22 protein-coding genes are annotated in these 26,998 nt (G+C 51.1%); 12 read left to right on the top strand and 10 right to left on the bottom strand.

The features are described from left to right. Nucleotides 1–76: 76 nt before the first annotated feature. Both K1X45_RS03135 and K1X45_RS03130 read right to left on the bottom strand, forming a co-directional pair. Nucleotides 77–1,312 (bottom strand): MFS transporter, encoded by a 1,236-nt coding sequence (locus tag K1X45_RS03135; RefSeq protein ID WP_220159819.1) that lies wholly within the window; start codon nucleotides 1,310–1,312, stop codon nucleotides 77–79. Between the two features lie 265 nt (nucleotides 1,313–1,577). Continuing rightward, the gene (locus K1X45_RS03130; protein ID WP_051139069.1) at nucleotides 1,578–2,426 is read right to left on the bottom strand and encodes a MurR/RpiR family transcriptional regulator; all 849 of its coding nucleotides are present in this window, start codon (nucleotides 2,424–2,426) and stop codon (nucleotides 1,578–1,580) included. A gap of 213 nt (nucleotides 2,427–2,639) precedes the next feature. Here K1X45_RS03130 and K1X45_RS03125 point away from each other — a divergent pair, with 213 nt between their 5' ends. The 7 genes from K1X45_RS03125 (at nucleotide 2,640) to K1X45_RS03095 (ending at nucleotide 10,664) form a co-directional block, all read left to right on the top strand. Then, nucleotides 2,640–3,413, top strand: coding sequence for an N-formylglutamate amidohydrolase (locus K1X45_RS03125; RefSeq protein ID WP_220160365.1), 774 nt, complete (start codon nucleotides 2,640–2,642; stop codon nucleotides 3,411–3,413). A gap of 128 nt (nucleotides 3,414–3,541) precedes the next feature. Continuing rightward, complete coding sequence (locus K1X45_RS03120; RefSeq protein ID WP_116087403.1) at nucleotides 3,542–4,102, top strand: TRAP transporter small permease subunit; 561 nt, start codon at nucleotides 3,542–3,544, stop codon at nucleotides 4,100–4,102. Next, the gene (locus K1X45_RS03115; RefSeq protein WP_220159818.1) at nucleotides 4,099–5,424 is read left to right on the top strand and encodes a TRAP transporter large permease subunit; all 1,326 of its coding nucleotides are present in this window, start codon (nucleotides 4,099–4,101) and stop codon (nucleotides 5,422–5,424) included. Before K1X45_RS03120 ends, K1X45_RS03115 begins: the two co-directional genes overlap by 4 nt. A gap of 96 nt (nucleotides 5,425–5,520) precedes the next feature. Beyond that, the gene (locus K1X45_RS03110; RefSeq protein WP_075654949.1) at nucleotides 5,521–6,591 is read left to right on the top strand and encodes a TRAP transporter substrate-binding protein; all 1,071 of its coding nucleotides are present in this window, start codon (nucleotides 5,521–5,523) and stop codon (nucleotides 6,589–6,591) included. A gap of 82 nt (nucleotides 6,592–6,673) precedes the next feature. Further along, nucleotides 6,674–8,044, top strand: coding sequence for a glutamine synthetase family protein (locus tag K1X45_RS03105; protein WP_022711943.1), 1,371 nt, complete (start codon nucleotides 6,674–6,676; stop codon nucleotides 8,042–8,044). Between the two features lie 27 nt (nucleotides 8,045–8,071). Continuing rightward, a complete protein-coding gene (locus K1X45_RS03100) occupies nucleotides 8,072–9,457 on the top strand; it encodes an aldehyde dehydrogenase family protein (protein WP_220159817.1) in 1,386 nt (461 codons plus the stop codon). Between the two features lie 34 nt (nucleotides 9,458–9,491). Then, entirely contained in the window at nucleotides 9,492–10,664 is a 1,173-nt protein-coding gene (locus tag K1X45_RS03095) for an iron-containing alcohol dehydrogenase (protein WP_220159816.1), read from the top strand. 68 nt (nucleotides 10,665–10,732) lie between these two features. On the opposite strand, the gene K1X45_RS03090 is transcribed toward K1X45_RS03095, so the two are convergent. The 3 genes from K1X45_RS03090 to metE form a co-directional block, all read right to left on the bottom strand. Beyond that, a complete protein-coding gene (locus K1X45_RS03090; RefSeq protein ID WP_220159815.1) occupies nucleotides 10,733–11,236 on the bottom strand; it encodes a Dabb family protein in 504 nt (167 codons plus the stop codon). A 210-nt stretch (nucleotides 11,237–11,446) separates the two neighbouring features. Next, nucleotides 11,447–12,301, bottom strand: a complete 855-nt coding sequence (locus tag K1X45_RS03085) for an acyl-CoA thioesterase (protein ID WP_255560505.1) — start codon at nucleotides 12,299–12,301, stop codon at nucleotides 11,447–11,449. Between the two features lie 372 nt (nucleotides 12,302–12,673). Then, nucleotides 12,674–15,022: a 5-methyltetrahydropteroyltriglutamate--homocysteine S-methyltransferase gene (gene metE / locus K1X45_RS03080; RefSeq protein WP_220159814.1), complete on the bottom strand. Its 2,349-nt coding sequence runs from the start codon at nucleotides 15,020–15,022 to the stop codon at nucleotides 12,674–12,676. Between the two features lie 632 nt (nucleotides 15,023–15,654). Between metE and K1X45_RS03075 the strand changes: the two genes are divergently transcribed. Continuing rightward, on the top strand, nucleotides 15,655–16,920 hold the full coding sequence (locus K1X45_RS03075) for a Glu/Leu/Phe/Val dehydrogenase (protein ID WP_022711936.1): 1,266 nt from the start codon (nucleotides 15,655–15,657) through the stop codon (nucleotides 16,918–16,920). Nucleotides 16,921–17,052: 132 nt separating this feature from the next. Here K1X45_RS03075 and K1X45_RS03070 read toward each other — a convergent pair whose 3' ends face one another. Together K1X45_RS03070 and K1X45_RS03065 are read right to left on the bottom strand one after the other, a co-directional pair. After that, nucleotides 17,053–17,400, bottom strand: coding sequence for a VanZ family protein (locus K1X45_RS03070; RefSeq protein WP_213598079.1), 348 nt, complete (start codon nucleotides 17,398–17,400; stop codon nucleotides 17,053–17,055). Then, on the bottom strand, nucleotides 17,401–17,760 hold the full coding sequence (locus tag K1X45_RS03065) for a hypothetical protein (protein ID WP_022711934.1): 360 nt from the start codon (nucleotides 17,758–17,760) through the stop codon (nucleotides 17,401–17,403). A 497-nt stretch (nucleotides 17,761–18,257) separates the two neighbouring features. Here K1X45_RS03065 and mgtE point away from each other — a divergent pair, with 497 nt between their 5' ends. Further along, complete coding sequence (gene mgtE / locus K1X45_RS03060) at nucleotides 18,258–19,679, top strand: magnesium transporter (protein WP_116087907.1); 1,422 nt, start codon at nucleotides 18,258–18,260, stop codon at nucleotides 19,677–19,679. A gap of 264 nt (nucleotides 19,680–19,943) precedes the next feature. Continuing rightward, nucleotides 19,944–20,330, top strand: coding sequence for a MerR family DNA-binding transcriptional regulator (locus K1X45_RS03055; RefSeq protein ID WP_022711931.1), 387 nt, complete (start codon nucleotides 19,944–19,946; stop codon nucleotides 20,328–20,330). Between the two features lie 35 nt (nucleotides 20,331–20,365). On the opposite strand, the gene K1X45_RS03050 is transcribed toward K1X45_RS03055, so the two are convergent. Continuing rightward, nucleotides 20,366–21,367 (bottom strand): heparan-alpha-glucosaminide N-acetyltransferase, encoded by a 1,002-nt coding sequence (locus K1X45_RS03050; protein ID WP_220159813.1) that lies wholly within the window; start codon nucleotides 21,365–21,367, stop codon nucleotides 20,366–20,368. 903 nt (nucleotides 21,368–22,270) lie between these two features. Between K1X45_RS03050 and K1X45_RS03045 the strand changes: the two genes are divergently transcribed. Then, on the top strand, nucleotides 22,271–23,674 hold the full coding sequence (locus K1X45_RS03045; protein ID WP_220159812.1) for an L-serine ammonia-lyase: 1,404 nt from the start codon (nucleotides 22,271–22,273) through the stop codon (nucleotides 23,672–23,674). Nucleotides 23,675–23,754: 80 nt separating this feature from the next. On the opposite strand, the gene K1X45_RS03040 is transcribed toward K1X45_RS03045, so the two are convergent. Together K1X45_RS03040 and K1X45_RS03035 are read right to left on the bottom strand one after the other, a co-directional pair. Further along, nucleotides 23,755–24,147: a pyrimidine dimer DNA glycosylase/endonuclease V gene (locus K1X45_RS03040; protein WP_220159811.1), complete on the bottom strand. Its 393-nt coding sequence runs from the start codon at nucleotides 24,145–24,147 to the stop codon at nucleotides 23,755–23,757. After that, a complete protein-coding gene (locus K1X45_RS03035) occupies nucleotides 24,147–25,025 on the bottom strand; it encodes a BadF/BadG/BcrA/BcrD ATPase family protein (protein ID WP_220159810.1) in 879 nt (292 codons plus the stop codon). Before K1X45_RS03035 ends, K1X45_RS03040 begins: the two co-directional genes overlap by 1 nt. Before the next feature lie 644 nt (nucleotides 25,026–25,669). Here K1X45_RS03035 and K1X45_RS03030 point away from each other — a divergent pair. Then, nucleotides 25,670–26,944 carry an ABC transporter substrate-binding protein gene (locus tag K1X45_RS03030; RefSeq protein ID WP_220159809.1) on the top strand — a complete coding sequence of 425 codons (1,275 nt, stop codon included), beginning with the start codon at nucleotides 25,670–25,672 and terminating at the stop codon, nucleotides 26,942–26,944. Nucleotides 26,945–26,998 lie beyond the last annotated feature (54 nt).

Genomic DNA, 26,998 nt, shown 5'->3' with positions numbered 1-26,998 from the left:
CGGGTCTTTTGAGCTAAAGAGAAAGCCGGCAGAACGATGGTTCTGCCGGCTTTTTTATTGGTCATATTTTCTGTTCTCAAATGCCGGTACGGCGGGAATCCCACAGAGCAATTGCCCAGATGATCAGACCACCCAGCGCCAGTGCACAACCGACAAAACCGGAAGAGGCAAAGCCATAGCCTGCGGCAATGGACATGCCAGCCAGCCATGGGCCAAGGGCATTGGCAACATTGAAGGCACTGTGATTAAGCGCTGCGGCAAGGGTCTGGGCATCTTGTGCCACATCCATCAGGCGGGTTTGCAACACAGTTCCTAGGCCGCCGGTACAGCCGATCAGGAAGACCAGCGCGGTCAAAATCCAGACATTCATCACCACGAATGGAAAGATTGCCAGAAAGATTGCATTTGACAGCAGCAGAATACCGGCAGTCGGCATGAGTGCACGGTCAGCGCCCCATGAGCCGATTAGCGTGCCGCAGGTCATGCCCGCACCGAAAACAGTCAGCACAACCGGAACCCAATAGGGCGCAACACCGGTGACTTCCAGCAGGGTGGAGGCAATATAGGAATAGACTGCAAACAGACCACCGAAGCCGACCGCACCAATGCCGAGTGTCAGCCAGACCTGACGGTTCTTCAAGGCGGCCAGTTCACGCAGTGGTGTGGCACCGGGGCGTGGCGGGTCTTTCGGGGCAAAAGCCATAATCATCAGAAAAGTGAGCGTGGCCAGAATACCGGTAACGCCGAAACCCCAGCGCCAGCCGAGATTCTGCCCGAGCCACGTCGCAAAAGGCACACCGATTACTGTTGCGATAGACAGGCCGAGCATAACACGACCAACAGCCCATGCGCGGCGGTTCATTGGTACCAGTGAGGCGGCCATCAGCGCGGCCACACCAAAATATGCGCCATGCGGCAGGCCGCTCATAAAGCGAAACAGCAGCATCCAGTGATAGGATGGCGATAGAGCGCTGAGCACATTGGCGACGGCAAATACAGCCATCAGCCCCATAGCCAGCGTGCGGCGTGACATACGTGCGAAGAATACAGCGAGGATTGGCGCGCCTACGACCACACCCAGCGCATAGGCGCTGATGACATGACCGGCGGTTGGTTCATCAATACCTAAGCCTGCGGAGAAATAGGGCAGCAGGGACATGGCTGCAAATTCGGTGGTGCCGATAGCAAAGCCACCCATTGCCAGTGCCAGCAAAACCAGTTTGAAATTTGTTGTATCTGCGCTTGTAGCAAGCGTTTCAGCATCGGCCAGAGCTGGGGCGTCCAGCACCATGGCGGGGGAGGAATCTGTCATTTCATTTTTCCTGAAACAGCATGTGCGACTGTTTCTGATAGGGGGCGGACACAAATGAAAGTGTCTGAGGCAACTCTCATCATGTGCGTTTATTTTAAAAGCTCAGGGCGTGATCCGGCCTGAAGAGGAATTCAGCCAAATCCGTTTGTGCCTCCCACACGCGCGGATCGTCTGAAATTTTGTCGCCTTCCCATTACATCGAAAGATGCATGGTTGGAAGAAAAGAGTTTTTATAAAAATCTCTACCGGAGAAATGTGAAGCTTATTATGGCCGGTTTCTGAAGCGCAGACCTTCCAGTTCTTTAATACGCGCGGCACTGTCTTGTTCCAGCTGTATAGTCATTTCGCGAATGATGCTTTCTGCCAGTACAAACAACGCGGCGGAGGAATCCCATGCCGAGGGAACACCGGTACGCCCCGCAATCACATGACGGGCAAAACGGGCAATCGGTGACAGCCACTGATCCGTAATCAGCACAATATCAACACCACGGCTTTTGGCCGTTTCAGCCAGATGCAGCAGACTGTCCTGATAGCGGCGGATGTCGAAGACAATCAATATATCCTTTTTGCCCATATCCAGCAGCCTGTCGCGCCATGCGCTTTCCTGCCCCGACAGGTGGAAAACATGCGGGCGGATCACGGTCATATGCGCAGCCATATATTGCGCAATGGGATCGGTAAAACGCCCCCCGATCAGATAAATATTGCCGCGTGCACAGGCCAGCGCAGTAACGATATCGCTTAACTGTTTCTCACTGATATGGCGGAAAGTTTCGCGGATATTTTCAAGACTGTGTTCGACTGCCGGATAATCGGTATCCGGCTGGCTTTGCCGGTTTTCATTGCGGTTATGGGGAGATTGTAGCTGAGCGGCCAGTTCATCCTGCAAACGCGCCTGAAAATCGGAATAATTCTGAAAACCGAGCCGGTTGATAAACCGCAGAATAGTCGGGGAACTTACCCCTGCCTGAGCAGAAAATTCAGCAACGGTTTTAAGGCCAAGCATCGGATAACTGGCAATCAGCGTTTGTGCGGCATTGCGCTCACCCGGAGGCATTGTGTCAATCCGCTCGGTTATCAGTTCGGCGATACTGGTGAAATTGTTCATCATAAAACACCTGTTTGCATCAGTGGACTGAATGGCCAGCTTTTTGATTCAACCCATTTAAAAATACTATTTGACAAAAGATAATAATGCGTATGAGATGATACACAATAGTGCGAAATAAAAAATAACGTAACATAAGTTACATGTGTAAATGATAAAATTTACTCGCATGAGGGGGGAAGAATGGCGGAAATTCGCGATTCTCACGGCAATGATATGCATACCCGTTATTCTGATGCCGGTGGCGATATACCGGCTGTCACTGTTCTCAATGAGCAGGGTGAAAGCCCGTATCTGCTGATCTGCGAACATGCCACGAATTTTATGCCGGAGAAATTTGCACGCCTCGGATTGAGCGAGGCTGATATGTCCGCCCATATTGCATGGGATCCGGGTGCGGCAGAGGTCGCGCGGCGTATGAGCAAAGCGCTGGATGCTACGCTTGTTGAGGCCGGTCTTTCCCGCTTGCTGATTGATTGTAACCGGCCGCTTTCCGCGCCGGATCTTATTCCTGAGATTAGTGAGTTTACGGTGATACCGGGCAATCACAATCTGTCAGAGGCAGAGCGGCAGGAGCGTATATCCCTGTCGCACAAGCCTTTTCACGATAAAATCGAAGAAGTTATCGAGGCGCGCAAAAAACGCGGACAGGAAAGCCGGGTTATAACCATCCACTCCTATACGCCGGTTTATAAAGGTGTCGGGCGGCCATGGGAAATCGGGATCATTCATGATGCTGATGACAGGCTGGGTGCGCGTATGATCGCGGGTTTGCGCAAAGACGGCGAAAGCTCAGGCATCAATGTTGGTGTGAACCAGCCTTATTCACCGGATGACCGTGTTTATTACACCGTGGAATGTCATGCGCGTAAACGCGGTGATCTCTGTGCGATGGTGGAAATCCGCAATAATGAAATTGCTGGCGAGAAAGGGCAGGCGCTTTGGGCTGCCCGTCTGTCGTCAATCTTACAGGAAATTGAGATTACATAAGGAGAGACGACCTTAACCGCATTCTGTTGAGGAGCAGGCGGGGGTCAAGGGAAACAGGTAACTGGTGAATACAGGCAAAAGAGCCGGAAAACCGGCCATAAAACGCCTGAAACAACGGGAACAAAAAAGTGCCGAAAATACTCAGACTCTTCGTAAAATATGTCGATGCGCTGAATTATCGGGTCGGTCGCTGTGCGATGTATCTCATCTTTTTGATGGCAGCCTGCCTGCTTTATTCCACCTTTTCGCGGGTTGTGCTGGGCGCGCCGGTGAACTGGGTGCTGGAAATGTCGCAGTTCATTCTCTCGGCCTATTATCTGCTGGGCGGTGCCTATGCGATGCAGCAGGGCGCTCATGTGCGGATGGATTTGTTTTATGACCGTTTTGCGCCGAAGAAGAAGGCGCTGACAGATGTCATTACTATTCTCTGCGTGATTTTCTATCTCGTTGTGATGTTCGCGGGTGGGCTTTCCAGCACCAATTACGCCTATGTCTATAATCAGCGCAATTACACGGCATGGGCTCCGGTTTTGTGGCCGATCAAAACGCTGATGACGCTCGGTGTTTTCCTGCTGCTGCTGCAGTGCATCTCCAATCTTATCAAAGATTTCGCGATCTGGCGCGGCACGCCGATCAAACCTGCTGCTTACATACCTGATGCCGCACCGCAGGAAGGGCAAACTGTATGAGTTCGGAATTCATTACTCTTTTCATGTTTGCCACAATGATGGTGCTGTTGATGACAGGGCAGCGCGTATTCGGTGTGATCGGTTTTGTCGGTTCGCTGGCGGCGCTGCTGCTCTGGGGGAACGGCGCATTTGAAATGCCGTTCAATGCCACTTTTGCGGTGCTGAACTGGTATCCTCTGATTACCGTGCCGTTCTTCGTTTTCATGGGCTATATGCTCTCGGAATCCGGCATTGCCAGCAATCTCTACCGCATGTTCCATGTCTGGTTCGGTGGTATTCGCGGCGGTCTGGCACTCGGTACCATCGGGCTGATGGTTGTGATTTCCTCTATGAACGGCCTGAGTGTGGCCGGTATGGCCATTGGTGCAACGGTGGCACTGCCGGAGCTGCTGAAGCGCGGCTATAACAAGATTATGGTGACCGGCGTTATTCAGGCGGGTAGCTCGCTGGGTATTCTGATCCCGCCGAGTGTCGTGCTTGTGCTGTATGCGATGATTGCCCGTCAGCCGGTATTGCAATTGTGGCTGGCCGGTATCGGGCCGGGCTTGCTGATGGCCACATTATTTGCAGTCTATATCTATATCCGCTGCCGGATTAATCCTGAGCTCGGGCCAACATTGCCTAAAGATGAGCTGGATAGCATCACTTGGGCGGAGAAGTTTTCAACGCTGCGCGCCGGTCTGCTGCCTCTGATTATTTTCGGCACAATGATGGGGCTGTTTCTGACCGGTGTTACCAGTCTGGTTGAAAGCTCCGTAGTCGGCGCTTTGTTGGCAACATTGGCGGCATTGTTCACCGGACGGATGACCAAAGCAGTTTGGGAAACCACAACCCGCAACTCGCTGATGATCTCTTGTATGTTCCTCTGGATCATTCTCGCGGCGCTGTGCTTCTCATCCGTTTATGATGGTCTGGGTGCGGTAAAGGCGATTGAAAAACTGCTGATCGGTACATTTGATCTGTCGCCATGGACAATTCTGATCCTGATGCTGCTGTCCTTTGTTGTGCTCGGCATGTTTCTGGATGATACGGCGATGCTGGTTATCGTGGCACCGCTCTATATTCCGCTGGTCAAAAGCCTCGGATTCAACGCGATCTGGTTCGGTATTCTCTACACAATCACCTGTCAGATTGCCTATATCACCCCGCCTTTCGGCTATAACCTGTTCATGATGCGGGCGCTCGCACCGTCCAGCGTGACCATGGTTGATATTTATAAATCTATCGTTCCGTTCTTCTTCCTGATGGTGCTGACGGTCATCATTCTGATGATCTTCCCGCAGATCGCTCTGTGGCTGCCAAACTGGTATTCGGGACGCTGATAAAGTGTGAAGTGCATAACGCAGTTCAAAAAAAGGCAACAAGCCAAAACTGCGGTGAAAGGAACCTTGAATTCTATTGCGACGGGAGACACGCAAATGAGTGACAGCAAATTTCTGAATAAGCGCGACTTTCTTAAAAAGTCTGCATTGACCACTGTCGGAGCAGTTGGTGCAACTGCACTCGCCACACCCTATGTGAAAGCACAGAGCCCTATTAAATGGCGCCTGCAAACCTATGCAGGGCCTGCTCTGGCTGAACACGTCATCAAACCTTCTATTGATGCTTTCAACAAGGCGGCCAATGGCGAGATGGTGATTGAGCTTTATACCTCCGATCAGCTGGTGCCGCAGGGCGAATTGTTCCGTGCGGTGCAGGCGGGTACGATTGATGCGGCACAGTCTGATGATGACTCCATGGCATCGCCGGTGGATGTGTCGGTGTTCGGTGCGTATTTCCCGTTCGCCTCGCGTTACAGCCTTGATGTGCCGGTGCTGTTCAACTGGTATGGCCTGAATGAAATCTGGGAAGAAGCCTATAAGGAAATTCCGGGTGTCACATGGCTCAGCGCCGGTTCATGGGATCCGTGTAACTTCGCAACCACCAAGCCGATCCGCTCGCTGGAAGACTTGAAAGGCCTGCGCGTCTTTACCTTCCCGACCGGTGGTCAGTTCCTTACCCGTTTTGGTGTGGTGCCTGTAACCCTGCCTTGGGAAGATATTGAAGTGGCCATTCAGACCGGTGAACTTGACGGCGTGTGCTGGTCGGGCGCGACCGAAGTTTATACGGTCGGTTGGGCTGATATTAATAAATATTATCTCACCAATAATATCAGCGGTGCCTGGGCTGGTTCCTATTTTGCCAATACGGAAAAATGGAATGCTGTGCCTGCGCATTTGCAACAGCTGTTTAAACTCAGCATGGACAGCTCCCATTACTACCGCCAGCATTGGTACTGGTGGGGTGAAGCCCATTACCGCACCACCGGAGGTAAGCTTGAACTAACAACTATTCCGGAAGCGGAATGGGGCAAGGTTGAAGATGAGGCCATGAAGTTCTGGGATGAAATTGCGGCCAAGAGCCCGCGCAATGCCAAGGTGGTCGAAATTCTGAAGAAATATCAGGAAACCATGCGCAAAGCCGGTGCACCATATCGCTACGGAGCATAACCAAAATTTACAAAAACTGTCGCCGCCGGAGGGGCGGCGACACTCCATTCTAATAAAATGCCGATGAAGCACGGAGTTGTAAATGACCGGAAACCTGACTTTTGATGCGCTGAAAAAAGCGGTCGCGAATGATGAGATTGATACCGTGCTCGTCTGCCTGACAGATATGCAGGGACGACTGGTTGGCAAGCGTTTCTATGCGCAGTTTTTTGTTGAATCTGCCTATGATGAAACCCATGGCTGCAGTTATTTGCTGGCCGATGATATCGATATGGAACCGGTTGCCGGATATGAGGCTGCCAGCTGGGATCAGGGCTATGGCGATTTTGTCATCAAACCGGATATGTCTACGCTGCGTATTGCGCCATGGCTGGAGAAAACCGCTCTGGTATTATGCGATGTGCTTGACCATCACGATCATTCCGATCTCGCGCACTCACCACGCGCAATGCTGAAGAAACAGCTGGCTCGGTTGAAAGAGCGCGGCTACCGCGCCTATTTTGCCTCAGAGCTTGAATTCTATCTCTTTGATGAGACTTATAAATCTGCGCGCGATAAATACTGGAAACATATGGATACATCCTCTCCGTATATTCAGGATTATATGATCCATCTGACCAGCAAGGAAGAACCGGTGCTGCGTGCGATGCGTAATCATCTCGCCAAAGCCGGTATTCCGATTGAGAATTCAAAAGGCGAGGCAGGTTCCGGTCAGCAGGAACTCAATGTGCGCTATGCGGAAGGGCTGGATATGGCCGATCGCCATGTCATCATGAAAAATGCGATGAAGGAAATTGCCGAGGCGCAGGGCAAATGCATCACCTTCATGGCGAAATATGATTATTGCAAAGCCGGCAGTTCCAGCCATGTGCATAATTCACTGTGGAGTCTGGATGGCAGTAAGTCACTGTTTTACGATCCGGATGCGCCTTATACCATGTCGCCGTTGATGCGCTCATGGGTGGCCGGACAGCTGAAATATGCCGCCGATTATACCTATTTCCTCGCGCCTTATGTCAATTCTTACAAGCGCTTTCAGGCAGGCACTTTCGCTCCGACCAAGATCACTTGGAGCCGGGATAACCGCACAGCCGGTTTCCGCCTTTGCGGCGAGGGTACCAAAGGTATTCGTATTGAATGTCGTATCGGCGGTTCTGATCTCAACCCTTATCTGGCTTTTGCGGCACTGATTGCTGCAGGCTTGCGCGGTATTGATGAGAAGCTGGAACTGGAAGAGCCGTTTGTCGGCGATGCCTATGCGGCAGTGAAGCTGCAAGAAATTCCATACACCCTGCGTGATGCTATTGAAACGCTGAAGAACTCTGAATTCCTGAAAGAGGCTTTGGGCGAGAAGGTTCTCAATCACTACGTTCATACGGCTGATTGGGAACAGGTTGAATATGACCGCCGTGTCACTGACTGGGAGCTGCATCGTGGCTTTGAACGCTATTGATTTAAGAATTATAAAAGGAATGAAGCCATGAGCGAAGTGGCGAGACTGATTTCTCCGATTGACGGTTCTGTTTATGCGGAACGTGCCTGCCTTGATCTGGGGCAGGTGCAAGCCGTTGTCTCTGCGGCCAGACAGGCGCAGGCAGGCTGGGCAGCGCTGACCATTGCTGAACGCGCAAAATATTGTTCGGCGGCACTCGCTGCTCTGGCTGCAATGAATGACGAGCTGGTGCCGGAAATTGCCTGGCAGATGGGGCGTCCGGTACGCTATGGCGGAGAAAATGGCGGCGTGCAGGAGCGCGGCCAATATATGATCAATATAGCGGAAGAGGCGCTCAAACCGCTGGTGCCGGAAGAGAAAGACGGTTTCCGCCGCTATGTGAAGCATGTGCCGCTTGGCGTGGTGATGGTGATTGCTCCATGGAATTATCCGTATCTCACTGCAGTGAACACGATTATTCCGGCGCTGATGGCGGGTAATACAGTTATCCTCAAACACGCTACGCAAACGCTGCTTGCTGGCGAACGCTTTGCCAAAGCTTTTGAAATTGCAGGCCTGCCGAAAGGTGTGTTCAGTAATGTGGTACTGGGACATGCGACGACGGAAGCGTTGCTGGCTTCCGGCACGATAGACCATGTGAATTTCACCGGTTCAGTTGGTGGCGGTCGTGCGATTGAAAAAGCCGCTGCCGGTACCTTCATGAGCATCGGGCTGGAGCTTGGCGGCAAAGATCCGGCCTATGTGCTGCCGGATGTTAATGTCGAGCATGCAGTTGCCAATCTCGTTGATGGCGCATTTTTCAATTCCGGTCAGTGCTGCTGCGGTATTGAGCGCATCTATGTGCATGAGGCGGTCTATGACAAATTCGTTGACGGTTTCGTTGATCTGACCAGCCAATATGTGGTGGGCAATCCGCTTGATGCATCTTCGACTTTGGGGCCGATGGCACATGCGCGTTTTGCCGATCTGATCCGTGAGCAGAAGGCGGAAGCGCTTCGCAAAGGTGCAAAATCTCATATCAATATGCAGGTCGAGAATGACCGCGCCGGTTCACCTTATATCGCGCCGGAAGTGCTGACCAATGTCGATCACCAGATGAGCGTGATGCGCGAAGAAAGCTTCGGGCCGATTGTCGGCATTATGAAGGTGCGCAGCGACGAAGAGGCTGTTGCGCTGATGAATGACAGCAATTTCGGGCTGACAGCATCACTCTGGACACCGGATACGGATCGCGCGGCCAATATTGCCGATCAGATTGAAACCGGCACCGTGTTTATGAACCGCTGTGATTATCTCGATCCGGGACTGGTCTGGACCGGTGTTAAGGATACGGGCAAGGGCGCTTCGCTGTCTTCAATCGGTTACGGTAATCTCACCCGTCCGAAATCCTATCATCTGCGTGAAAAAATCTGATCTGCCTTTGAATTTTGATGTGAAAGCAAATGCAATGACAACATTGATCTCAAAATGGAATTTCCCGACCACTGTGCTGTTTGGTGCCGGTCGTATTAAAGAGCTGCCTGCAGTTCTGAAAGCTGCCGGTATCAGTAATCCTCTCTTCGTCACCGATCCGGGACTGGCGAAGCTGCCGGTTGTGGCATCAACCTTGGCGGTACTGGATGAAGCTGGTGTAAAATACGGCACTTTTACCGAAGTGAAGCCAAATCCGGTTGAGAGCAATCTGACAGCCGGTGTTAAAGTCTATAATGACGGCAATCATGATGGTGTGATTGCCTTTGGCGGCGGCTCGGCGCTTGATCTTGGCAAGCTGATTGCATTTCAGGCCAAGCAGACGCGTCCGGTCTGGGATTTTGAAGATATCGGCGATTGGTGGACACGTGCAGACAGTGCAGTGATTGCACCGGTGATTGCGGTGCCGACGACAGCCGGTACCGGCTCGGAAGTTGGCCGCGCCGGTGTGCTGACCAATGAAGCCACGCACACCAAAAAAGTGATTTTCCATCCGAAAATGCTGCCGGTGACGGTGATTGCCGATCCGGAATTATCAGTCGGTATGCCACCATTCATCACCGCTGGCACAGGGCTGGATGCGCTGGCACATTGCTTGGAAGCTTATTGCGCACCGGGCTATCATCCGATGGCGGATGGTATTGCGCTGGAAGGTATCCGGCTGGTGTTTGAAAACCTGCCGGTCGCCTATGCAAACGGGCGCGATATTACAGCGCGTGCCAATATGATGGCTGCGGCGGCAATGGGTGCAACAGCTTTCCAGAAGGGGCTTGGCGCTATCCATTCACTGTCGCATCCGATCGGTGCGCTTTATGATACGCATCACGGCATGACCAATGCGGTTTTCATGCCTTATGTGCTCGCGTTTAATCGTGCAGCCATTGAAACCCGTATTAGTCGGCTGGCTGATTATCTGGGCATTGCAGGTGGCTTTGACGGTTTCGTTGCAGCAGTGATGAAACTGCGCAAAGAGCTGAATGTACCGGACAGCTTGCCGGAATTTATCAAAGGTCTGGAAATGAATGATGCCCGCAAGGATATGATTGCGGAAATGGCCATTGTTGACCCTACAGCCGGTGGTAATCCGGTGGAGCTGACAAAAGAAGGCGCATTGAAGCTGCTTAATCAAGCACTTAAAGGCACAGCCTGATAGTGTGAGTGACTGTACAGAAGAGGCGGTAGCAAAAAGCTGCCGCCTTTTTGTTTTTGGAGCATGGATTATTTGTCGGAGACAAAATCAAAGACCAGCGAGCCCCGATCAGCCAATAGCGGCGCAACAAATTCTTTGAACTTCTGATGTTCGGGATCGTAAAAGGCCGGATCGATCACGGCCGGTGTGCCGACATAATAGTTCCGGTCACCTTCAGAGCGGAATTTGACAATAAATGCCTGATCGAAACCCTGACCAAGATTTTCAAAACTGTTTTGTCTGCCCGCATGAATGGAAACAATATAAGGCTCACCATTGCGCCTTGCTGTGTGCTTCATATTCCGGAAACGCAGTAAAACGGCCATGCGTTGTGCATCACTTACATCAGGCCTGTAGCGAAACAGGACAATGTGGCGAATGACACCGGGTTTATAGTCCGGTGCGGTAAAAATTTCCGGTTTTTCATCCTGCTGGAGTGTAACTGGAATATGATTGCCGTGCCAGATAGATTGCGCCTGTGCGGAAGGGGTGAGGAAGAGTAGTAATGCTGTGGCTTTAATGAATTGATGCATAATGGCCTCAAAATTTATTTTATGATATTCAATAAGTATTCTGAAATTAAATACACTTTAGTATGAAATATTATGGATTTGAGAAATATACAAAATATGATTTGAATAAAAGTGTTTTTTGTAAGTTGTTGTATTTGTAGTGCAATTGGCGGTTAAATGGCCGGACATGCCGGCAAAATTACACGATTTTGCCGGCATGAATTGATGCAGTTAAGGGCGTGAGCCTTCTTCAGCCAGTACCGGCACCGGATGGCCGCTTTCATCCACCGCTACCATGGTGAATTCACCTTTTGCAGTCATCAGGCGTTCACCGCTCATCAGATCTTCCGACCAGAGTTCGGTGGAAACAACGACAGAGCTGCGGCCGGATTTGATAACTTTGGACACGAGTTCAAGAATAGAACCCACACGCACCGGATATTTGAAATCCATTCTGCGGGAAGAAGCCAGCACGGTTGGCAGGCGGCAATAACGGGTAGCGGCAATGAAAGCACTTTTGCTCATTTCAGCCATAGCCTCGCCACCGAACATGGTGCCATAGGAATTGGCCTGATCCGCAAAAACCACATCCGACATACGTAAAAGTGTCGGCTGGTCGTCAATAATCTCTGCTGTTTCTGTCTTCGGCATAGGCGGCAGGCTCCATGCTTTGTCTTTTGTCAGCTCCGTCTTGGCAACCATGTGGAACAGTCCGCGGGTACAGAGCACACGCTCGCCGCCGATCATATTTTCTGCCACCATTTCCACTTCAACCGAAAGCGAGGTGCGGCCGACACGGATAACTCTGGCAGTCAGTTCAACAACCTGCCCGAGCTTAACCGGCGCTGTATAATCAATACGTTCACAGGAGGCGGTTACAAAAGGCACGCGGCCATGACGGGTGGCAGCAATGAACGCCACGCGATCCATCAGCGCAAAACCTGCACCGCCGAATAATGTGCCGTGATGGTTGGTGTCTCCGGGGAAAACAACGGTCACGAGACGTGAAATCAGAGGCACATCCTGACCATAAATCATCTCATCAGATGGTTGGATTTTTTGGTCGTCATTCAGGGGCGCTGTCATGGATTTGTCCTTGCATGCCTTTGTCGGGTTGCAGAAGGCATGTCCTTATCCGGTATTTAAACACTAGAGCGGTTACGTTCAGATTAGATCACAGTGCTCGCTCTAGATTCTTTAATTTGCCGCATGTTCGCGAACGCTAAATGAGTCCATTTAGCTGCGACATACTCTATCTTTCGCGCTTTTACGGCGCATAAGGCCATTATACAAGGTTTGGTGACGGCATAGTGATGCCGGTTATTGACCCGTTATATCAGGAAGATATTCCATCTTATTGTTTTTCAATATTCAATCCGTATTTGTCACATAATGAAAAAGCCGTGACAGTGGGGACTGTCACAGCTTTTATCTTGTTTGTGCTGCTTGTCTTAATTGTCAGGCAGCGGCGCGCAGCTGGCGGGCAGCTTCAACCAGATTGACAAGAGCCGGTTTGGTTTCTGCCCAGCCTCGGGTTTTCAAACCGCAATCCGGATTGACCCAAATCTGCTGCGCCTTAAGCTTCTGGGCTGCTTTCCCGATCAGATCGACCATTTCTTCCACATCAGGAATACGTGGCGAGTGAATGTCATAGACACCCGGACCGATTTCATTCGGATAGCCCTGTTCAGAGAAAGCACTCAGCAGTTCCATTTTGGAGCGTGAGGTTTCAATCGAAATCACATCAGCATCCAGTGCTGCAATCGCAGGCATAATGTCGTTGAATTCCGAGTAGCACATATGGGTGTGGATCTGGGTTTCATCTTTCACGCCAGCGGCGCTAAGACGGAACGCTGTCACAGCCCATTCCAGATAGGCTGCCCAGTCGCTTTTACGCAGCGGCAAGCCTTCACGCAGAGCCGGTTCATCAATCTGGATAATGCTGATACCTGCGGCTTCGAGGTCAGTCACTTCATCACGCAATGCCAGAGCAATCTGGCGGCAAACCTCGGAACGTGGCAGATCATCCCGCACGAATGACCATTGCAGCATGGTGACAGGGCCGGTGAGCATACCTTTCATCGGCTTGTCGGTTTTGCTCTGGGCGAATTTTGCCCATTCAACGGTCATGGCAACCGGACGGGAAACATCACCATAGATTACCGGAGGGCGCACATAGCGCGAGCCGTAGCTTTGTACCCAGCCGGATTGGGTGAAGGCATAGCCGTCAAGCTGCTCGCCGAAATATTGCACCATGTCATTGCGTTCGAATTCGCCGTGTACCAGAACGTCAATGCCGATTTCCTCCTGCCAGCGGATCGCTGTTTCGGTTTCCTGCTCAAGGAAATTTTGATAGTCGGCAGCAGACAATTCGCCTTTGGTGAAGCGCGAACGTGCCTGACGAATCTCTGTTGTCTGCGGGAAAGAGCCGATGGTTGTTGTCGGATAGAGGGGCAGTTTCAGATGATCTGCCTGCAATTTGACGCGTGCATCAAACGGGCTGTTACGATGCGACTGCGCATCAGTAATCGCTGCAACGCGTGCCTGCACTGCCTTATTATTGACCTTGGCTGAGGCTTTGCGGGCAGCAATTGCTTTATCCGAGGCTTTCAATGCGGGCTCAGTAGCTTCCGGTTTGTCGCCAAGAACTGTGCCGAGCACAGCCAGTTCTTCCAGTTTCTGCACGGCAAAAGCCAGCGACTGACGAATTTCCGTATCGAGTTTCTTTTCCGATGCCAGATCAATCGGCACATGCAGCAGCGAGCAGGATGGTGCAATCTGCACATTATCTGCGCCACGCTTGGCGATGACTGATTTTACACGTCCGGCAATGGCACGCAGATCAGCACGCCAGATATTGCGGCCATCGATTACACCGAGTGAGAGCACCAGATCAGGGCGGGCGATTTTAGCAGCGGCATCAAGATCCTGTGGTGCGCGAACCAGATCAAGATGCAAACCGGCAACCGGCAGTGTGATAGCGGTCAGCAGATTGTCGCCATAGGAGCCGAAATAATTGGCCAGCAGGATTTTCAGTTCCGGCAGTTTTCCCGCCAGAAACTCATAGCCCGTGCGGATGGCTTCGTGATCGCGGGCATCGAGATCAAGGCTCAGAACCGGCTCGTCAATCTGCACCCAGTCAGCGCCTGCTGCATGAAGCTGGGCAAGGATTTCCGTATAGACCGGCAGCAGGGCTTCCAGTGTCTTGTTCAGATCAAAATTGGCATCGTTGGATTTGCCGAGCTTGAGGAAAGAGACTGGCCCGAGCAGAACAGGGCGGGTGTGAATGCCAAGTTCTTTGGCTTCATTGAATTCGTTGAGCGCTTTATTGTCGGTCAGGGTGAATGTCTGACCGGCGCTGAATTCCGGCACCATATAATGGTAATTGGTGTCGAACCATTTGGTCATTTCCAGTGCGGGTACGCCATTACCGGAGGCGCCGTTGCCGTGATCACGGCCGCAGCTGCAACTTGCCAGTTCTATCGGTATAATGACCTTACCCCCGCGTGCCAATGCGAAATAGGTGTCCAGATCAACCTTGCCGCTTTTCCAGCCATAGACTGCCGGAATAACGCCGAGCGTTACAGCCAGATCAAGCACATGGTCATAGAGGGAGAAGTCATTGGAAGGAATGTTCTTGATGCCTTTTTCCTGCTGCAGTTTCCAGTTGGCGGCGCGCAAGGATTTGGCCGTGGCAAGCAGATCTTGCTGTGAGGATTTGCCTGCCCAGTAGGATTCAAGAGCGAATTTGAGTTCGCGCTGTTTTCCGATACGCGGAAAACCGAGATTGGCTGTAGTAACGGTCATTTCAATACCCCGACGAATGCTGGCAAATTGTTGCTGCGGGCAGGAGGCGCGCAGCCCTTTCTGTCTTTTAAAAATGTAACGGGCAGGTCTACTGGCTTGCGGGTCATCCTTCGCTTCCGGTCTTCCCGAAATGTCGCCATTTCAGTTGCCTGAAAGCCGATTTGTTGGCCGCAGCGCATTCCCTCTTAGCTTTCATACAATCGGGCAAAGGTTTGGGAGGATTGCGCAATTGCAGGAAAGAACCACGATATGCAGAGACTGCATCATCAAAAAACGAATGTCAATAATGATATAAAGATTTGTTTATATGGATATATAGTTATGAATTGTATTAAATTGCGCATTGATGCGTAAAAATCATTGGCAGGACATAGAACTGAAATCCCGCTGATACGAATCAAGTGGTGAAAATATGCGCCGTCAGGGATTTGTGCGGACACGGCGTCAGATTATTTTTCTAATATACATTTCCGCGTCAGCGCATGTCGCATTAATCATGTGCTTACGGTCTGATATTGTGCTGATTTTGCATAATGTCAGTATAGCTGCCATATTTTTATTGCGCGAATGGCTGGCAAAAGTTATGCAAAACGTAATTTTTCATGCTGCAATCGCAAGAAAGGGAAATTTCGATGTCGCAGGATAATCCTCTCGAAAATGCACTTGTTCGTCTTGATGAAGCCGCCAGCCATCTGGATATTGACGCGGATGTTATCGAAAAGCTGAAATTTGCCCGAGAGACTACCAAGGTGCGACTGATGATCCGTATGGATGACGGATCACGAAAATCCTTTATTGCATGGCGTTGCCGTTATGATGATACACGCGGCCCGACAAAAGGCGGCATCCGTTACCATCCTGAATCAACAGCTGAAGAAGTGGAAACACTGGCGTTCTGGATGACCTTCAAATGCGCAGTGATGAATCTGCCTTATGGCGGCGGCAAGGGCGCAATTCAGGTTGATCCGCGTAAACTTTCCAAAGCAGAGCTGGAACGGTTGTCACGCGCTTATATTCAGGCTTTTGCCCGTATTCTGGGGCCTGACCGCGATATTCCGGCACCGGATGTTTACACCAATTCGATGATTATGGGTTGGATGGCTGACGAATATTCGCAGATTGTCGGCCAGTCATCGCCTGCTGTGATTACCGGTAAGCCGATTGCGCTCGGCGGTTCGCTTGGCCGTGATGATGCAACGGCGCGCGGCGGTTTCTATCTGGTGCGCCATCTGGCTGCCGATCTCGGGCTGTCAGAAGAATTGCATGTCACCATTCAGGGTTTTGGTAATGCCGGTCAGCATATGGCCAAGCTGATGACCAGTGACGGTCATAAGATCGTTGCGGTGTCGGATTCTGAAGGCGCGGTTTATTGTGCATCCGGTCTGGATGTTGCGGCGCTGATCCATGCGAAGCAGAATGGCCGCTCGGTTCTGGCAACAGTCGGGCATGGCGGTCATGAAGCACTGGCAGCGGAAGATCTGGTCGGCGTTGCCTGTGATGTGCTGGTGCCTGCAGCTATGGAAGATATGATCCATGCACGCAATGCCGGTTCGGTGAAAGCCAAGCTGATTGTGGAGCTGGCCAATGGTCCTGTGACGCCCGAAGCCGATGCTATTCTGGAGAAAATGGGCGTAACCATCCTGCCTGATATTCTGGCTAATGCCGGTGGCGTGACCGTTTCCTATTTTGAGTGGGTGCAGAACCGCCAGTGCTATTATTGGGAACTGGAAGAAATCCATTCGCGCTTACGCGTGATTATGGAGCGGGAAGGTCGCGCTATCTGGAATGTTGCCAAGGACAAAGGCGTAACCATGCGCACCGCCGCTTATGTTCATGCGCTGCTGCGTCTCTCGCAGGCGATTGAAGCACACGGCACGCAAAGTGACTTTGTTGCGTAAAACGCAACGGGGGGTGATTTTGTTGCCTGAAAAGGTAACGGGAATTAATCCCCGATGCATATATGAAATAGAATGAAGGCCGGTGAAAACCGGCCTTTTTCATTTTATGAAGAAGATGAAGTATCTTTTTGATTATTTTAAAGATTGTTTCCAGAAAAGAATGATTTTTCCGAGTGTAACACCGGCAATAGCACCAGCGGATTTGACAATGAAATCCGAGATTTCGCCATGTCTGTCGGGCGTCAGGCGCTGCATCAGTTCAAACAAACCGGCAGCAGAAATCAGCATAATCAGAACCAGTGCCCAGCGCTTCGGATAAGCCAGACAAAACAGCAGGCCGATCACCAGCAGCATTGTAAAGCGCTCAGCTGTAACATAGCCCGGAATATGCGGGCGAAAGCCGATCGGACTAATGGTGACTGCAAGAAGCAAGGCCAGCATCAACCAGGCAAGAACAGGCAATAAAGGAAAACGACGCATTTATTCCTCGTCAGTCGGTAGCTGCTGGGTTTCATCCTCATTGCAGGGAAGATACAGCATTTCGGTAAACAGCGTTTTGACGGTCTCGCCGAGAAGGAAATCACGGCCGGCGATTTCATCGACGCCGATGCACCATTGCACGCCACGCGGGGAAAGCCCGAACTCCGTCGAGAGATAGGATTTGGCATATTCTACGCCGTCTGCGCAATCTGTCTGACGGGTGTCTTTACAAAACCCGCCTTCCTGAGCAAGCTGTTTCAGAGACTGCTGTCCGGCAGACATTGTATAGAAATAGGTGCCAGCGCAGGATGCTGCGACCACACCACCAATGCCGATCAATGCAATGACTGCTTTTCTCATCGTAAACCTGTCTGGAGCGGGTTCGGAAGGCTTCTGTCTGCCGCCTTAGCACGGAGGGGGATTGAGGGCTAGAGCATTTCACAGTCAAGTTGGGTCAACTCGACGCTCTTAAATTCGCCAAGTTGGATCAACTTGACGGCTGTGAAAATGCGACCAAATAAAGAATCTAGAGCGGACGCTATGGTTCAATCTGAACGCAAACCGCTCTAGACTACGCTTGAATGAATTATGACAGCTTTACAGGGCAGATTTATGGATCAGTGCTTTTTGCCCATATTTCAGCTGTGTTGCACATCGGACATATTGGCGATGATAAGTCATTTTTCCGGTGGTTTGCTGCGGTGCAGTACCTTGTTATTATGCTTATGGCTTTTTATAGAGTTGCTGTGCGCATTGCACAGATACGACACAAAACGGATATACAGTTCTGTTAGACGCTGTTTTCCGGATTGCGTTCTTTCCCATCCATTTTCTGCTCTCTCACTGAAACGGTTCATATGCAGCACACTGACCCGTCCCAAAATATTGATTCCGAAAAACATATCCGCGACGATGTGTATGATGAGGACGGTTCTGTCAGTGAGGCGCTTGTAACCCGTATTGAGGCTGCGCTTGAAGCGCGCGATGCCGATCTTCTGCGCGATGAAGTGCGCGATCTGCACCCCTCAGAACTTGGCCATTTGCTTGAAGCTCTGGATGCCACTGAGCGTCAGTCGCTGGTGGAATTGCTCGGCGAAGAATTTGACTTTGAAGCGCTGACCGAAGTTGATGAAGCGATCCGTCTTGAGATCGTGGATGCCATGCCCAATGAGCAGATTGCCGAGGGGGTGCAGGAACTCGATTCCGATGATGCGGTTTATATTCTTGAGGATATGGACCAGCAGGATCAGGACGAGATTCTGGCCAAACTGCCATTTACCGAGCGTATCCGGCTGCGTCGTGCGCTGGAATATCCGGAAGACAGTGCAGGGCGCCGTATGCAGACGGAATTTGTCGCCGTGCCGCCATTCTGGACGATTGGTCAGACGATTGACTATATGCGCGAGGATAACGACCTGCCGGACAGGTTTTCGCAGGTTTTTGTAATTGATCCGGCTTTTCATCTGCTTGGCACGATTGATCTTGACCGCCTGCTGCGTGTGCAGCGTGTTGTGCGTGTGGAAGACTTGATGGTTGAGGCACGCCACGCTATTCCCGCGACGATGGATCAGGAAGAAGCCGCACAGATTTTTGAACAATATAACCTGCTATCCACTGCTGTTCTCGATGAGAATGAACGTCTTGTCGGCGTGCTGACGATTGACGATGTGGTGGATGTTATTCAGGAAGAAGCCGAAGAAGACATCATGCGTCTCGGTGGTGTGGGTGATGAAGAACTGTCCGACAGCTTCATGACGATTGCCCGCTCGCGCTCGCCGTGGCTGTTCGTCAATCTGTTTACGGCTTTTCTGTCTGCCTCAGTGATTGGTCTGTTTGACGGTACCATCCAGCAGATGGTAGCGCTGGCTGTGCTGATGCCGATTGTTGCCTCAATGGGCGGTAATGCGGCAACCCAGACCATGACAGTAACTGTGCGCGCTATCGCCACCCGTAATATTGATATTCACAATGCGGCACGCGTTATTCGCCGTGAGGCGCTGATCGGGCTGCTTAACGGCATGATGTTTGCAATTATGATCGGCACCGTTGCGGGTTATTGGTTTGATAACTGGCATCTCGGCGGCATTATCGGCAGTGCAATGATTATCAATATGCTGGCGGCAGCCTTGGGCGGAATTCTCATTCCGTTGCTGTTGCACCGTCTGGGTGCGGATCCGGCCATTGCATCTGCGGTTTTTGTGACCACTGTGACGGATGTGATCGGCTTTTTTGCCTTTCTCGGTCTGGCGACCTGGTGGTTCGGTTTCTCGTTCTCTTAAATCCTGTGTGTTTTAAAGTTGCGTAATATGCGTCTTATGCGATTTTTTGTTGCGTAATTTTTATAATTTAATATTGAATGATATTTTGCTTTGTGAGCGGGGATTTTCGCGATTTACAGCAAAAATGAGATTTTTACAGGCCGGATTGTTTTTCGGGCACTCTCAAAAACAATCCGGCAATGACTATCAAGCAATTGCGAATGAAATATTGACTTTTACGTAAATGCGATGTCACAAAGAGAAGAAAACAAGTTGGTGGACTGAATGCGTGAATATTATTCGATTACGGAGCTGACGAGGGAGTTTGGGATTTCCACACGAACTCTGCGCTTTTATGAAGACGAGGGGTTAATTCATCCTCTGCGTCGTGGTCGGACACGTCTTTTCCGTCCTTCAGACCGGCATTTGCTTAAACAGATTATGCGTGGCAAACGGCTCGGCTTTTCGATTGCTGAAATTCACGAAATTATCCAGATGTATCGCGAACCGCCGGGTGAGGCCGGTCAGCTGCGCCTGCTCATTAAGCGCGTTGAAGAAAAGCGTGAGGATTTACGCCAGAAACGCCGCGATATTGACGAGACATTGAGCGAACTGGATCAGGTTGAAGAAGCCTGCATCGGGCGCATGGCTGAGCTGGGTGTGCGCACCTGATAGCGAATTTAATTAAGCGGAAGGGCAGCCTATTCTTATTGAACAGGCTGCCCTTCTTGCGTTTTAGCGACACATTGTGCGGAGAATGTGCTGAGTTTTTCGCGCTCTTCATCCGTTGTGGTGCTGCTTTTCAAGAGATTGGTCAGCTGGTTGCTCTGGATATTCTCCAACATACAACCGCAATAGATTTGGCATAGTTGCGGGTCACTGTCGGCACTGCACTGGATTGTGCATTGCTGGACAAAATTCGCTGCCTGAATTGCCGGTGATGGCGGGAGGATTGCCGAAAATCCGTAGAGCAGGCCGATCAGAACCGGTTGATGCACCAGATAAAAGATCAGGCTGTGACGGCCGATAAAGATGAGCAGACGTTCCAGCCATTGCGGTTTGATCCCGCCTTGCAGCAAGCGCAGCAAACCGGTTGACTGCATGATACGCGCCGCCGCAATGCCAAGCAGCACTGCGCCAAACCACGGAAACAGCGGTACATAATCGTTGGAAACGGGATTGACGGTCGAAAGGCCAACCCACCACAGCGCCGGATGGTCGAAAATTTCTGCGCGGAAATAAACCGGTGTGGCTATGATTGCTGCGGCCACTGCAACGGTGATCCATGCGGGCATACGAAGAAATAGCAGGCCGAGCAGGCTTGCCAGTGCGATCTGATGCAGAATGCCGAAGAAGATAAAGCCTTGCGGCATGAAAAACCATGTCAGCAGGCTGATTGCGGCGGCGGCAATAACCACTTGCGCCAGACGTTTGAAAAATGGCTGCCAGCGAATGGCGCGGCCATGGGCAAGCACCAGACTGAAGCCGACCAGAAAGAGAAAGCTGGAAGCGATGCAGCGGGCAAAAATCCGCCACCAGCCCTGACTGGCACTGCCTTGCACCAGATAGCCGAAAAATTCCAGATCCCAGCCGAAATGATAGATCGCCATGGCAATCAGTGCCAGCCCGCGGGCAATATCCAGTCGTCCGAGACGTGAACTGGATTTCGTCGGTGTTTCAGCGTTAAGGGCAGTGCTGGCCGGATTCATTGCAGACTTTCAGCTGAGGCGTTTGTATGGATTTGATTGCCTATAGCTATAATGAGTTCATGCCGGTGACAAGCTGACAGATGACCGGAGATTTGTCGTGATTTGGCGGGCAGACTGGCGCAGTAACGGAGGGTAACTGGCTTTAATGTGTGGTTATGACATGCAGTTCAGACAGAATTTGGCCGAAATGGTAAATATGACAAGATGAGGTTTTGCAATTAAATTATTGAATTTAAATAATAATTTCTATCATGGTAAATTTGCATAGCTGCTATGTCATGGTTTCGTTGCAATTGCAGATTGCTTGTGAACCGGCTTTGGACTATAAATAAGACACAGGCATAGCAATGAGTGCGGTGCATGTTCTCATGAATGAAATACCGGAAACGAGTAAAATATTCCATGGATGAAACAGTTCAGAAGTCCTGCTGGGGTGTAACCCTTTGGGCAGTTATTGGATTGGCCGCTGTAATTTTGTTGACCTATTTGTTCTCCGTGTAATTACGGATATTCAAAAGAAATTTCAGAGCGTTCAGATCACCGGTGCTTTTAAGCCCGGTGATTTTTTATTGTGCTACCGGATTTGCTGGAACCTGTTTTTTAAGGGCGATATTTCAAACATTGTCGCTTTCTTGCTGTTTTTTGGTGCAATCCGCGCATGTTGCCACCATATTAAATGAGACACTTATCTGATCCGGTTTTACAGAACCGCATAACGGGTTATATAGGGCTTGAGATGAGGGAGTTTGCGGGCGGTGATTTGCCTGCGCTTTTTAGAGCGTGTGGCTCATAATTTTAGCTACAACGCTCGCTCTGGATTCTTTACTTTGTCGCATACTAGCGGGCGCTAAATGAGTCCATTTAACTGCGATATGCTCTGGAAATGAAAGAACGGTATCTTCTATGTTCCTGTCAGTTTTTGATCTGTTTAAAATTGGCATCGGGCCGTCCAGCTCCCATACAATGGGGCCGATGACGGCAGGGCATCAGTTTCTGAAAGAGCTGAAAGACGGCGAGTGGCCACGTCCGCATAATGCGAAAGTGACACGTATCAAGGCCTATCTGCATGGCTCGCTGGCTTTTACCGGTATCGGCCATGCGACGGATCGGGCGGTTATTCTCGGCCTTTGCGGTTTTTTACCGGCCAATATTGATCCGGATAAAATGGACGATCTGCTGGCCAAGGTGAATGAAGAACACAAAATTCGCCCGGGCGGTCATCCTGCCTATGATTTTGACCCCAAAGCCGATCTGGTAATGGATCGTAAAGTGGCTTTGCCGGGTCATGCCAATGGTCTGGCTTTTGAAGCACTGGATCGTGACGACCGTGTTTTGCTGCGCCGCGTTTATTATTCGATCGGCGGCGGCTTTATTGTCACCGAAGAAGAGCTGAATGCAACGCGTGTAAGCGGCGGCAAGAAGCAGGTTGACGATAATGTGCCTTATCCTTTCTCCACGGCGAAAGAGATGCTGCAAATGTCTGCGGCAAGCGGTCTTTCCATCGCGGAAATGAAACGCGCTAATGAAGAAACCCGTATGAGCCGTGAAGAGCTGGATGCGGGGCTGGATAAAATCTGGGATGCCATGCGCAGTTGTATTGAGCGCGGGCTGACACAGGAAGGCATTATGCCGGGCGGGCTGAAGGTGCGCCGCCGTGCCAAGCAGTTGCATGACCGGCTCAATGAAGAATGGCGCCAGAACCGTCATAATCCGCTGCTCGCTAATGACTGGCTGTCCGTCTATGCGATGGCGGTGAATGAGGAAAACGCTGCCGGTGGCCGCGTTGTTACCGCACCGACCAATGGTGCAGCTGGTGTCGTGCCTGCCGTCATGCGCTATTACCTGCATTTCCATGATGATGCTGACCAGAAGGGCATTCGTGACTTTCTGCTGACCTCTTCAGCGGTTGGCGGCATTATCAAACATAATGCGTCGATTTCCGGCGCTGAGGTTGGCTGTCAGGGGGAGGTCGGCTCGGCTTCGGCTATGGCTGCCGCAGGGCTTGCTGCTGTGCTGGGCGGAACGCCGGAGCAGATCGAGAATGCTGCAGAGATCGCACTGGAGCATCATCTGGGCATGACCTGCGATCCGATTGCCGGACTGGTGCAGGTGCCTTGCATCGAGCGCAATGCGCTGGGTGCGGTGAAGGCTGTGACCGGTGCGTCATTGGCTGTAAAGGGCGATGGTACGCATTTTGTGCCGCTGGATGCCTGTATCGAAACGATGCGCCAGACCGGCGTGGATATGAATGAGCGCTATAAAGAAACCAGTCTCGGCGGGCTTGCTGTGAATGTGGTTGAGTGCTGATTTCAGCTTTATAGAATACAAAAAACTCCGCATGATGAATGCGGAGTTTTTTATTTTTATCAATAAGATATAGAAATATTTTAATCTTTTGAATTGAGTTTGTTCAGGCGTTCGGCAATCCGTGCTTTGTTGATGGCAATTGCTGCTTCATCCGGCTGCCAGTCAGCACACCAGTGTTGCGGAATGCCTTCAATAAGATGTGCTGTCGATTGGTAAGACGGCTGATAGCCGCGGCGCAGCATTTCATCAATCAATGCCTGTTGCCGTTGCACGAGAAAGCCCAGACGCGGATAGAAGAACCGCACATGGCCTTTGCCCAAAGTGTAGCTGCGCGGATTGCGCGGATCATCCGGCTTCTCTCCGCGTTCGATTGCTGCGCGGGCAAGCGTGAAAATCCGCGGCAGCTCACGATATTCAGCCACCAGATGCGGGCCCGTCAGCTCCTGTGGTGGTATGCAATTGATACGGGTCATCAGAGCGCTGCGGCTTTGCTGTTTAATTTGGCCGCGAGGGCAACTGCACCGGTCAGAGCATCGGCTTCTGGTACCCGCAGGCGCGGCTGATAGCGTGCAGACAAACGAGGGCCATAAAGCGCGCCGAGACCGCCAATCAGAGACAGAACCGGCTGATCGTCACTCATGGATACGTCGAGAGCGGCTTCAATCGTCTCGACCGATTGTTTGAGGATTTTCTCTGCCAGCGGGTCATTTTGCGCAGCATATTCAAAAACCATCGGAGCAAAACGACCAAAATCATTCGGGCGTGCATCATGCGCGAAGCGCACAATGGCATGCGGTTCATTGTCAAAATGGGCAAGCAGCGCATTGCTGAGCGGTGTGCGCTGATAAATACCGTCATAGGCCAGCAGGGATTCTTCCAGAAGCTTCTGGCCAAGGCGTGCACCGCCGCCCAGATCACTGACTTTGAACCCCCAGCCACCTTTCATAGTGACAGTATGATTGCGGCGGGAAATATAAACAGAGCCGGTGCCGAGGATAACCACAACCCCATCCTGATCGCCGATAGCACCCTGTAACGCGATAATACCGTCGGAGACCACGCTGCTTCTGGCAAAGGGCAGGGCTTGCTGCAATTGTTCGGCAACGCCGGAAACATTGGCACCCGCCAATCCAAGACAGGCGGTAATGCGGCTATAGGATTTTACCGGCAATTCGGCAGCAAGCAGTGCAGCATCGGTAGCCGCAAGAATATTCACCACAGATATATCCATATCGGTCATGATATTGGCAGGGCCTGCCTGACCGGTACCTAAGACTTTACCTGTTGTATCTGCAATTGCTGCACGGCATCCGGTGCCGCCACCGTCTATGCCAAGAATATAATCCGCCACATTATGCTCCCGATTCTCTGCCCGTTTCTGATACGGGTTTTATTGCAGGTAACACAAATTGCCAATTCCGAGAATATTTTCATTTAAACCGTTTTAAATTATCCGCAAGGCCAGTTAATTGCCCGCCAAATGCTTTTGCGAGTCGCATCCGTCTGCTTTCGCTCCGGTTACGTGAATTGGTATTCAAGGATGGTCTTTTATGATGATCCATATGGTCGAAAAAAATAGAACCAATATTGCTGTTTGAATAAGACGACTGCCCGAGAATGCAAGTAATGGTGATAAAATCTTTGCTTTTGCTGGACAGGAAAAGATATTTACGCATTACTCTGTGTGAGGACAGACGGGAGAAGAGGTCTTAAGGGAGCTGTGAGTGCCGGACGGGGTATTTTGAGGAATATACCGCAACCTGCATCATAAAAATTCCCGAAGTTTTTCTTTCTGCAATCAATGGTTCTGTTCTGAGGCTGAGGGACATGATTTTTGTCCGTATGCCGGAATTGGCAGCTGATAATGAACAACCGGTGCAGCTTTTTGCAACGGTAAATCTGAAAGTGACTATCCGGAAAATCGGAAGTGCTCTGAGAACAGAAACAAACATATTTCAATGACGCCTCTGAATGAGTGCGCGCGGGGAGAGTAAAATGAACTTTAAAAACTTCAGTTCCGCTTTGCTGGCATCAAGTGTTCTTGGTGCTTCCGTATTGGGTGCTGTATCGGCCGCTTCGGCGCAGGATGTAACGCTGACCATTGAAAGCTGGCGTAATGACGATCTGCCGATCTGGCAGGAAAAGCTCATTCCGGCTTTTGAAGCAGCCAATCCGGGTATTAAAGTTACCTTCAATCCTTCTACACCAACCGAATATGATGCGGCGCTGGGTGCCAAGCTTGATGCCGGTACTGCCGGTGACATCATCACCTGCCGTCCGTTCGACAAGTCACTGGCGCTTTATGAAAAAGGTCAGCTGTCTTCGCTCAACGATCTCGATGGCATGAAGAATTTCAGCGATGTGGCGAAATCCGCATGGCAGACCGATGACGGCAAGACATCTTTCTGCGTGCCGGTTGCCTCGGTTATTCATGGCTTCATCTATAACAAAGATGCCTTTGAAAAAGTAGGCGTCAGCGTTCCTAAGACTGAAGAAGAATTCTTCGCAGCGCTCGACAAGATCAAAGCTGACGGCAACTATATTCCGATGGCTATGGGCACCAAAGATCTTTGGGAAGCCGCAACGATGGGCTACCAGAATATCGGCCCGACATATTGGAAGGGTGAGGAAGGCCGTAAGGCTCTGATCGCCGGTACACAGAAGCTGACCGATGCGGACTGGGTTGACCCTTATAAGACCCTTGCAAAATGGAAAGATTATCTGGGTGACGGTTTCGAAGCGCAGACCTATCCGGACAGCCAGAACCTGTTCACCCTCGGCCGCGCCGCAATCTATCCGACCGGTTCATGGGAAATCAGCGTTTTCAACCCGCAGGTTGATTTCAAAATGGGCGCGTTTCCGCCTCCGGTTCGTAAAGACGGCGACACCTGCTATATCTCCGATCACAACGATCTGGGTATCGGCATGAATGCCAAGACTAAAAATCCGGAAGCGGCTGCCAAGTTCCTGAACTGGGTGGCATCGGATGAATTCGCAACCATTTATGCGAATGCTCTGCCGGGCTTCTTCAGCCTGTCTTCCAATGAAATCAAACTGGAAGACCCGCTGGCTGCGGAAATGGTTGGCTGGCGTAAGGATTGTAAGTCGACCATCCGTTCGACCTACCAGATCCTCTCGCGCGGTACACCAAATCTGGAAAACGAAACCTGGATTGAATCCGCCAATGTTATCAATGGTACAGTGACACCTGAACAGGCCGGCGAAAAGCTGCAAAAAGGCCTCGACAGCTGGTACAAGCCTGAGAAGTAACATGAATTAAAGCCATTCGCCGCAACCCGTGCCACTATCTGCTGAAGATGTGGT

This window comes from Pseudochrobactrum sp. Wa41.01b-1 (assembly GCF_019464455.1).
GTDB classification, from domain to species: Bacteria; Pseudomonadota; Alphaproteobacteria; order Rhizobiales; family Rhizobiaceae; genus Pseudochrobactrum; species Pseudochrobactrum saccharolyticum.
Note: the sequence above shows the minus strand (reverse complement) of the source record. Positions and strands in the feature narration are given on the sequence as shown.

Coding starts and splice junctions, on each gene's coding strand:
- K1X45_RS03135 (WP_220159819.1), bottom strand. CDS start 1,312: ATGACAGATTCCTCCCCCGCCATGGTGCTGGACGCCCCAGCTCTGGCC.
- K1X45_RS03115 (WP_220159818.1), top strand. CDS start 4,099: ATGAGTTCGGAATTCATTACTCTTTTCATGTTTGCCACAATGATGGTG.
- K1X45_RS03040 (WP_220159811.1), bottom strand. CDS start 24,147: ATGACCCGTATCAATTGCATACCACCACAGGAGCTGACGGGCCCGCAT.
- K1X45_RS03125 (WP_220160365.1), top strand. CDS start 2,640: ATGCATACCCGTTATTCTGATGCCGGTGGCGATATACCGGCTGTCACT.
- K1X45_RS03110 (WP_075654949.1), top strand. CDS start 5,521: ATGAGTGACAGCAAATTTCTGAATAAGCGCGACTTTCTTAAAAAGTCT.
- K1X45_RS03030 (WP_220159809.1), top strand. CDS start 25,670: ATGAACTTTAAAAACTTCAGTTCCGCTTTGCTGGCATCAAGTGTTCTT.
- K1X45_RS03090 (WP_220159815.1), bottom strand. CDS start 11,236: ATGCATCAATTCATTAAAGCCACAGCATTACTACTCTTCCTCACCCCT.
- K1X45_RS03065 (WP_022711934.1), bottom strand. CDS start 17,760: ATGAGAAAAGCAGTCATTGCATTGATCGGCATTGGTGGTGTGGTCGCA.
- K1X45_RS03100 (WP_220159817.1), top strand. CDS start 8,072: ATGAGCGAAGTGGCGAGACTGATTTCTCCGATTGACGGTTCTGTTTAT.
- K1X45_RS03130 (WP_051139069.1), bottom strand. CDS start 2,426: ATGATGAACAATTTCACCAGTATCGCCGAACTGATAACCGAGCGGATT.
- K1X45_RS03085 (WP_255560505.1), bottom strand. CDS start 12,301: ATGACAGCGCCCCTGAATGACGACCAAAAAATCCAACCATCTGATGAG.
- mgtE (WP_116087907.1), top strand. CDS start 18,258: ATGCAGCACACTGACCCGTCCCAAAATATTGATTCCGAAAAACATATC.
- K1X45_RS03070 (WP_213598079.1), bottom strand. CDS start 17,400: ATGCGTCGTTTTCCTTTATTGCCTGTTCTTGCCTGGTTGATGCTGGCC.
- K1X45_RS03095 (WP_220159816.1), top strand. CDS start 9,492: ATGACAACATTGATCTCAAAATGGAATTTCCCGACCACTGTGCTGTTT.
- K1X45_RS03045 (WP_220159812.1), top strand. CDS start 22,271: ATGTTCCTGTCAGTTTTTGATCTGTTTAAAATTGGCATCGGGCCGTCC.
- K1X45_RS03075 (WP_022711936.1), top strand. CDS start 15,655: ATGTCGCAGGATAATCCTCTCGAAAATGCACTTGTTCGTCTTGATGAA.
- K1X45_RS03050 (WP_220159813.1), bottom strand. CDS start 21,367: ATGAATCCGGCCAGCACTGCCCTTAACGCTGAAACACCGACGAAATCC.
- K1X45_RS03055 (WP_022711931.1), top strand. CDS start 19,944: ATGCGTGAATATTATTCGATTACGGAGCTGACGAGGGAGTTTGGGATT.
- metE (WP_220159814.1), bottom strand. CDS start 15,022: ATGACCGTTACTACAGCCAATCTCGGTTTTCCGCGTATCGGAAAACAG.
- K1X45_RS03105 (WP_022711943.1), top strand. CDS start 6,674: ATGACCGGAAACCTGACTTTTGATGCGCTGAAAAAAGCGGTCGCGAAT.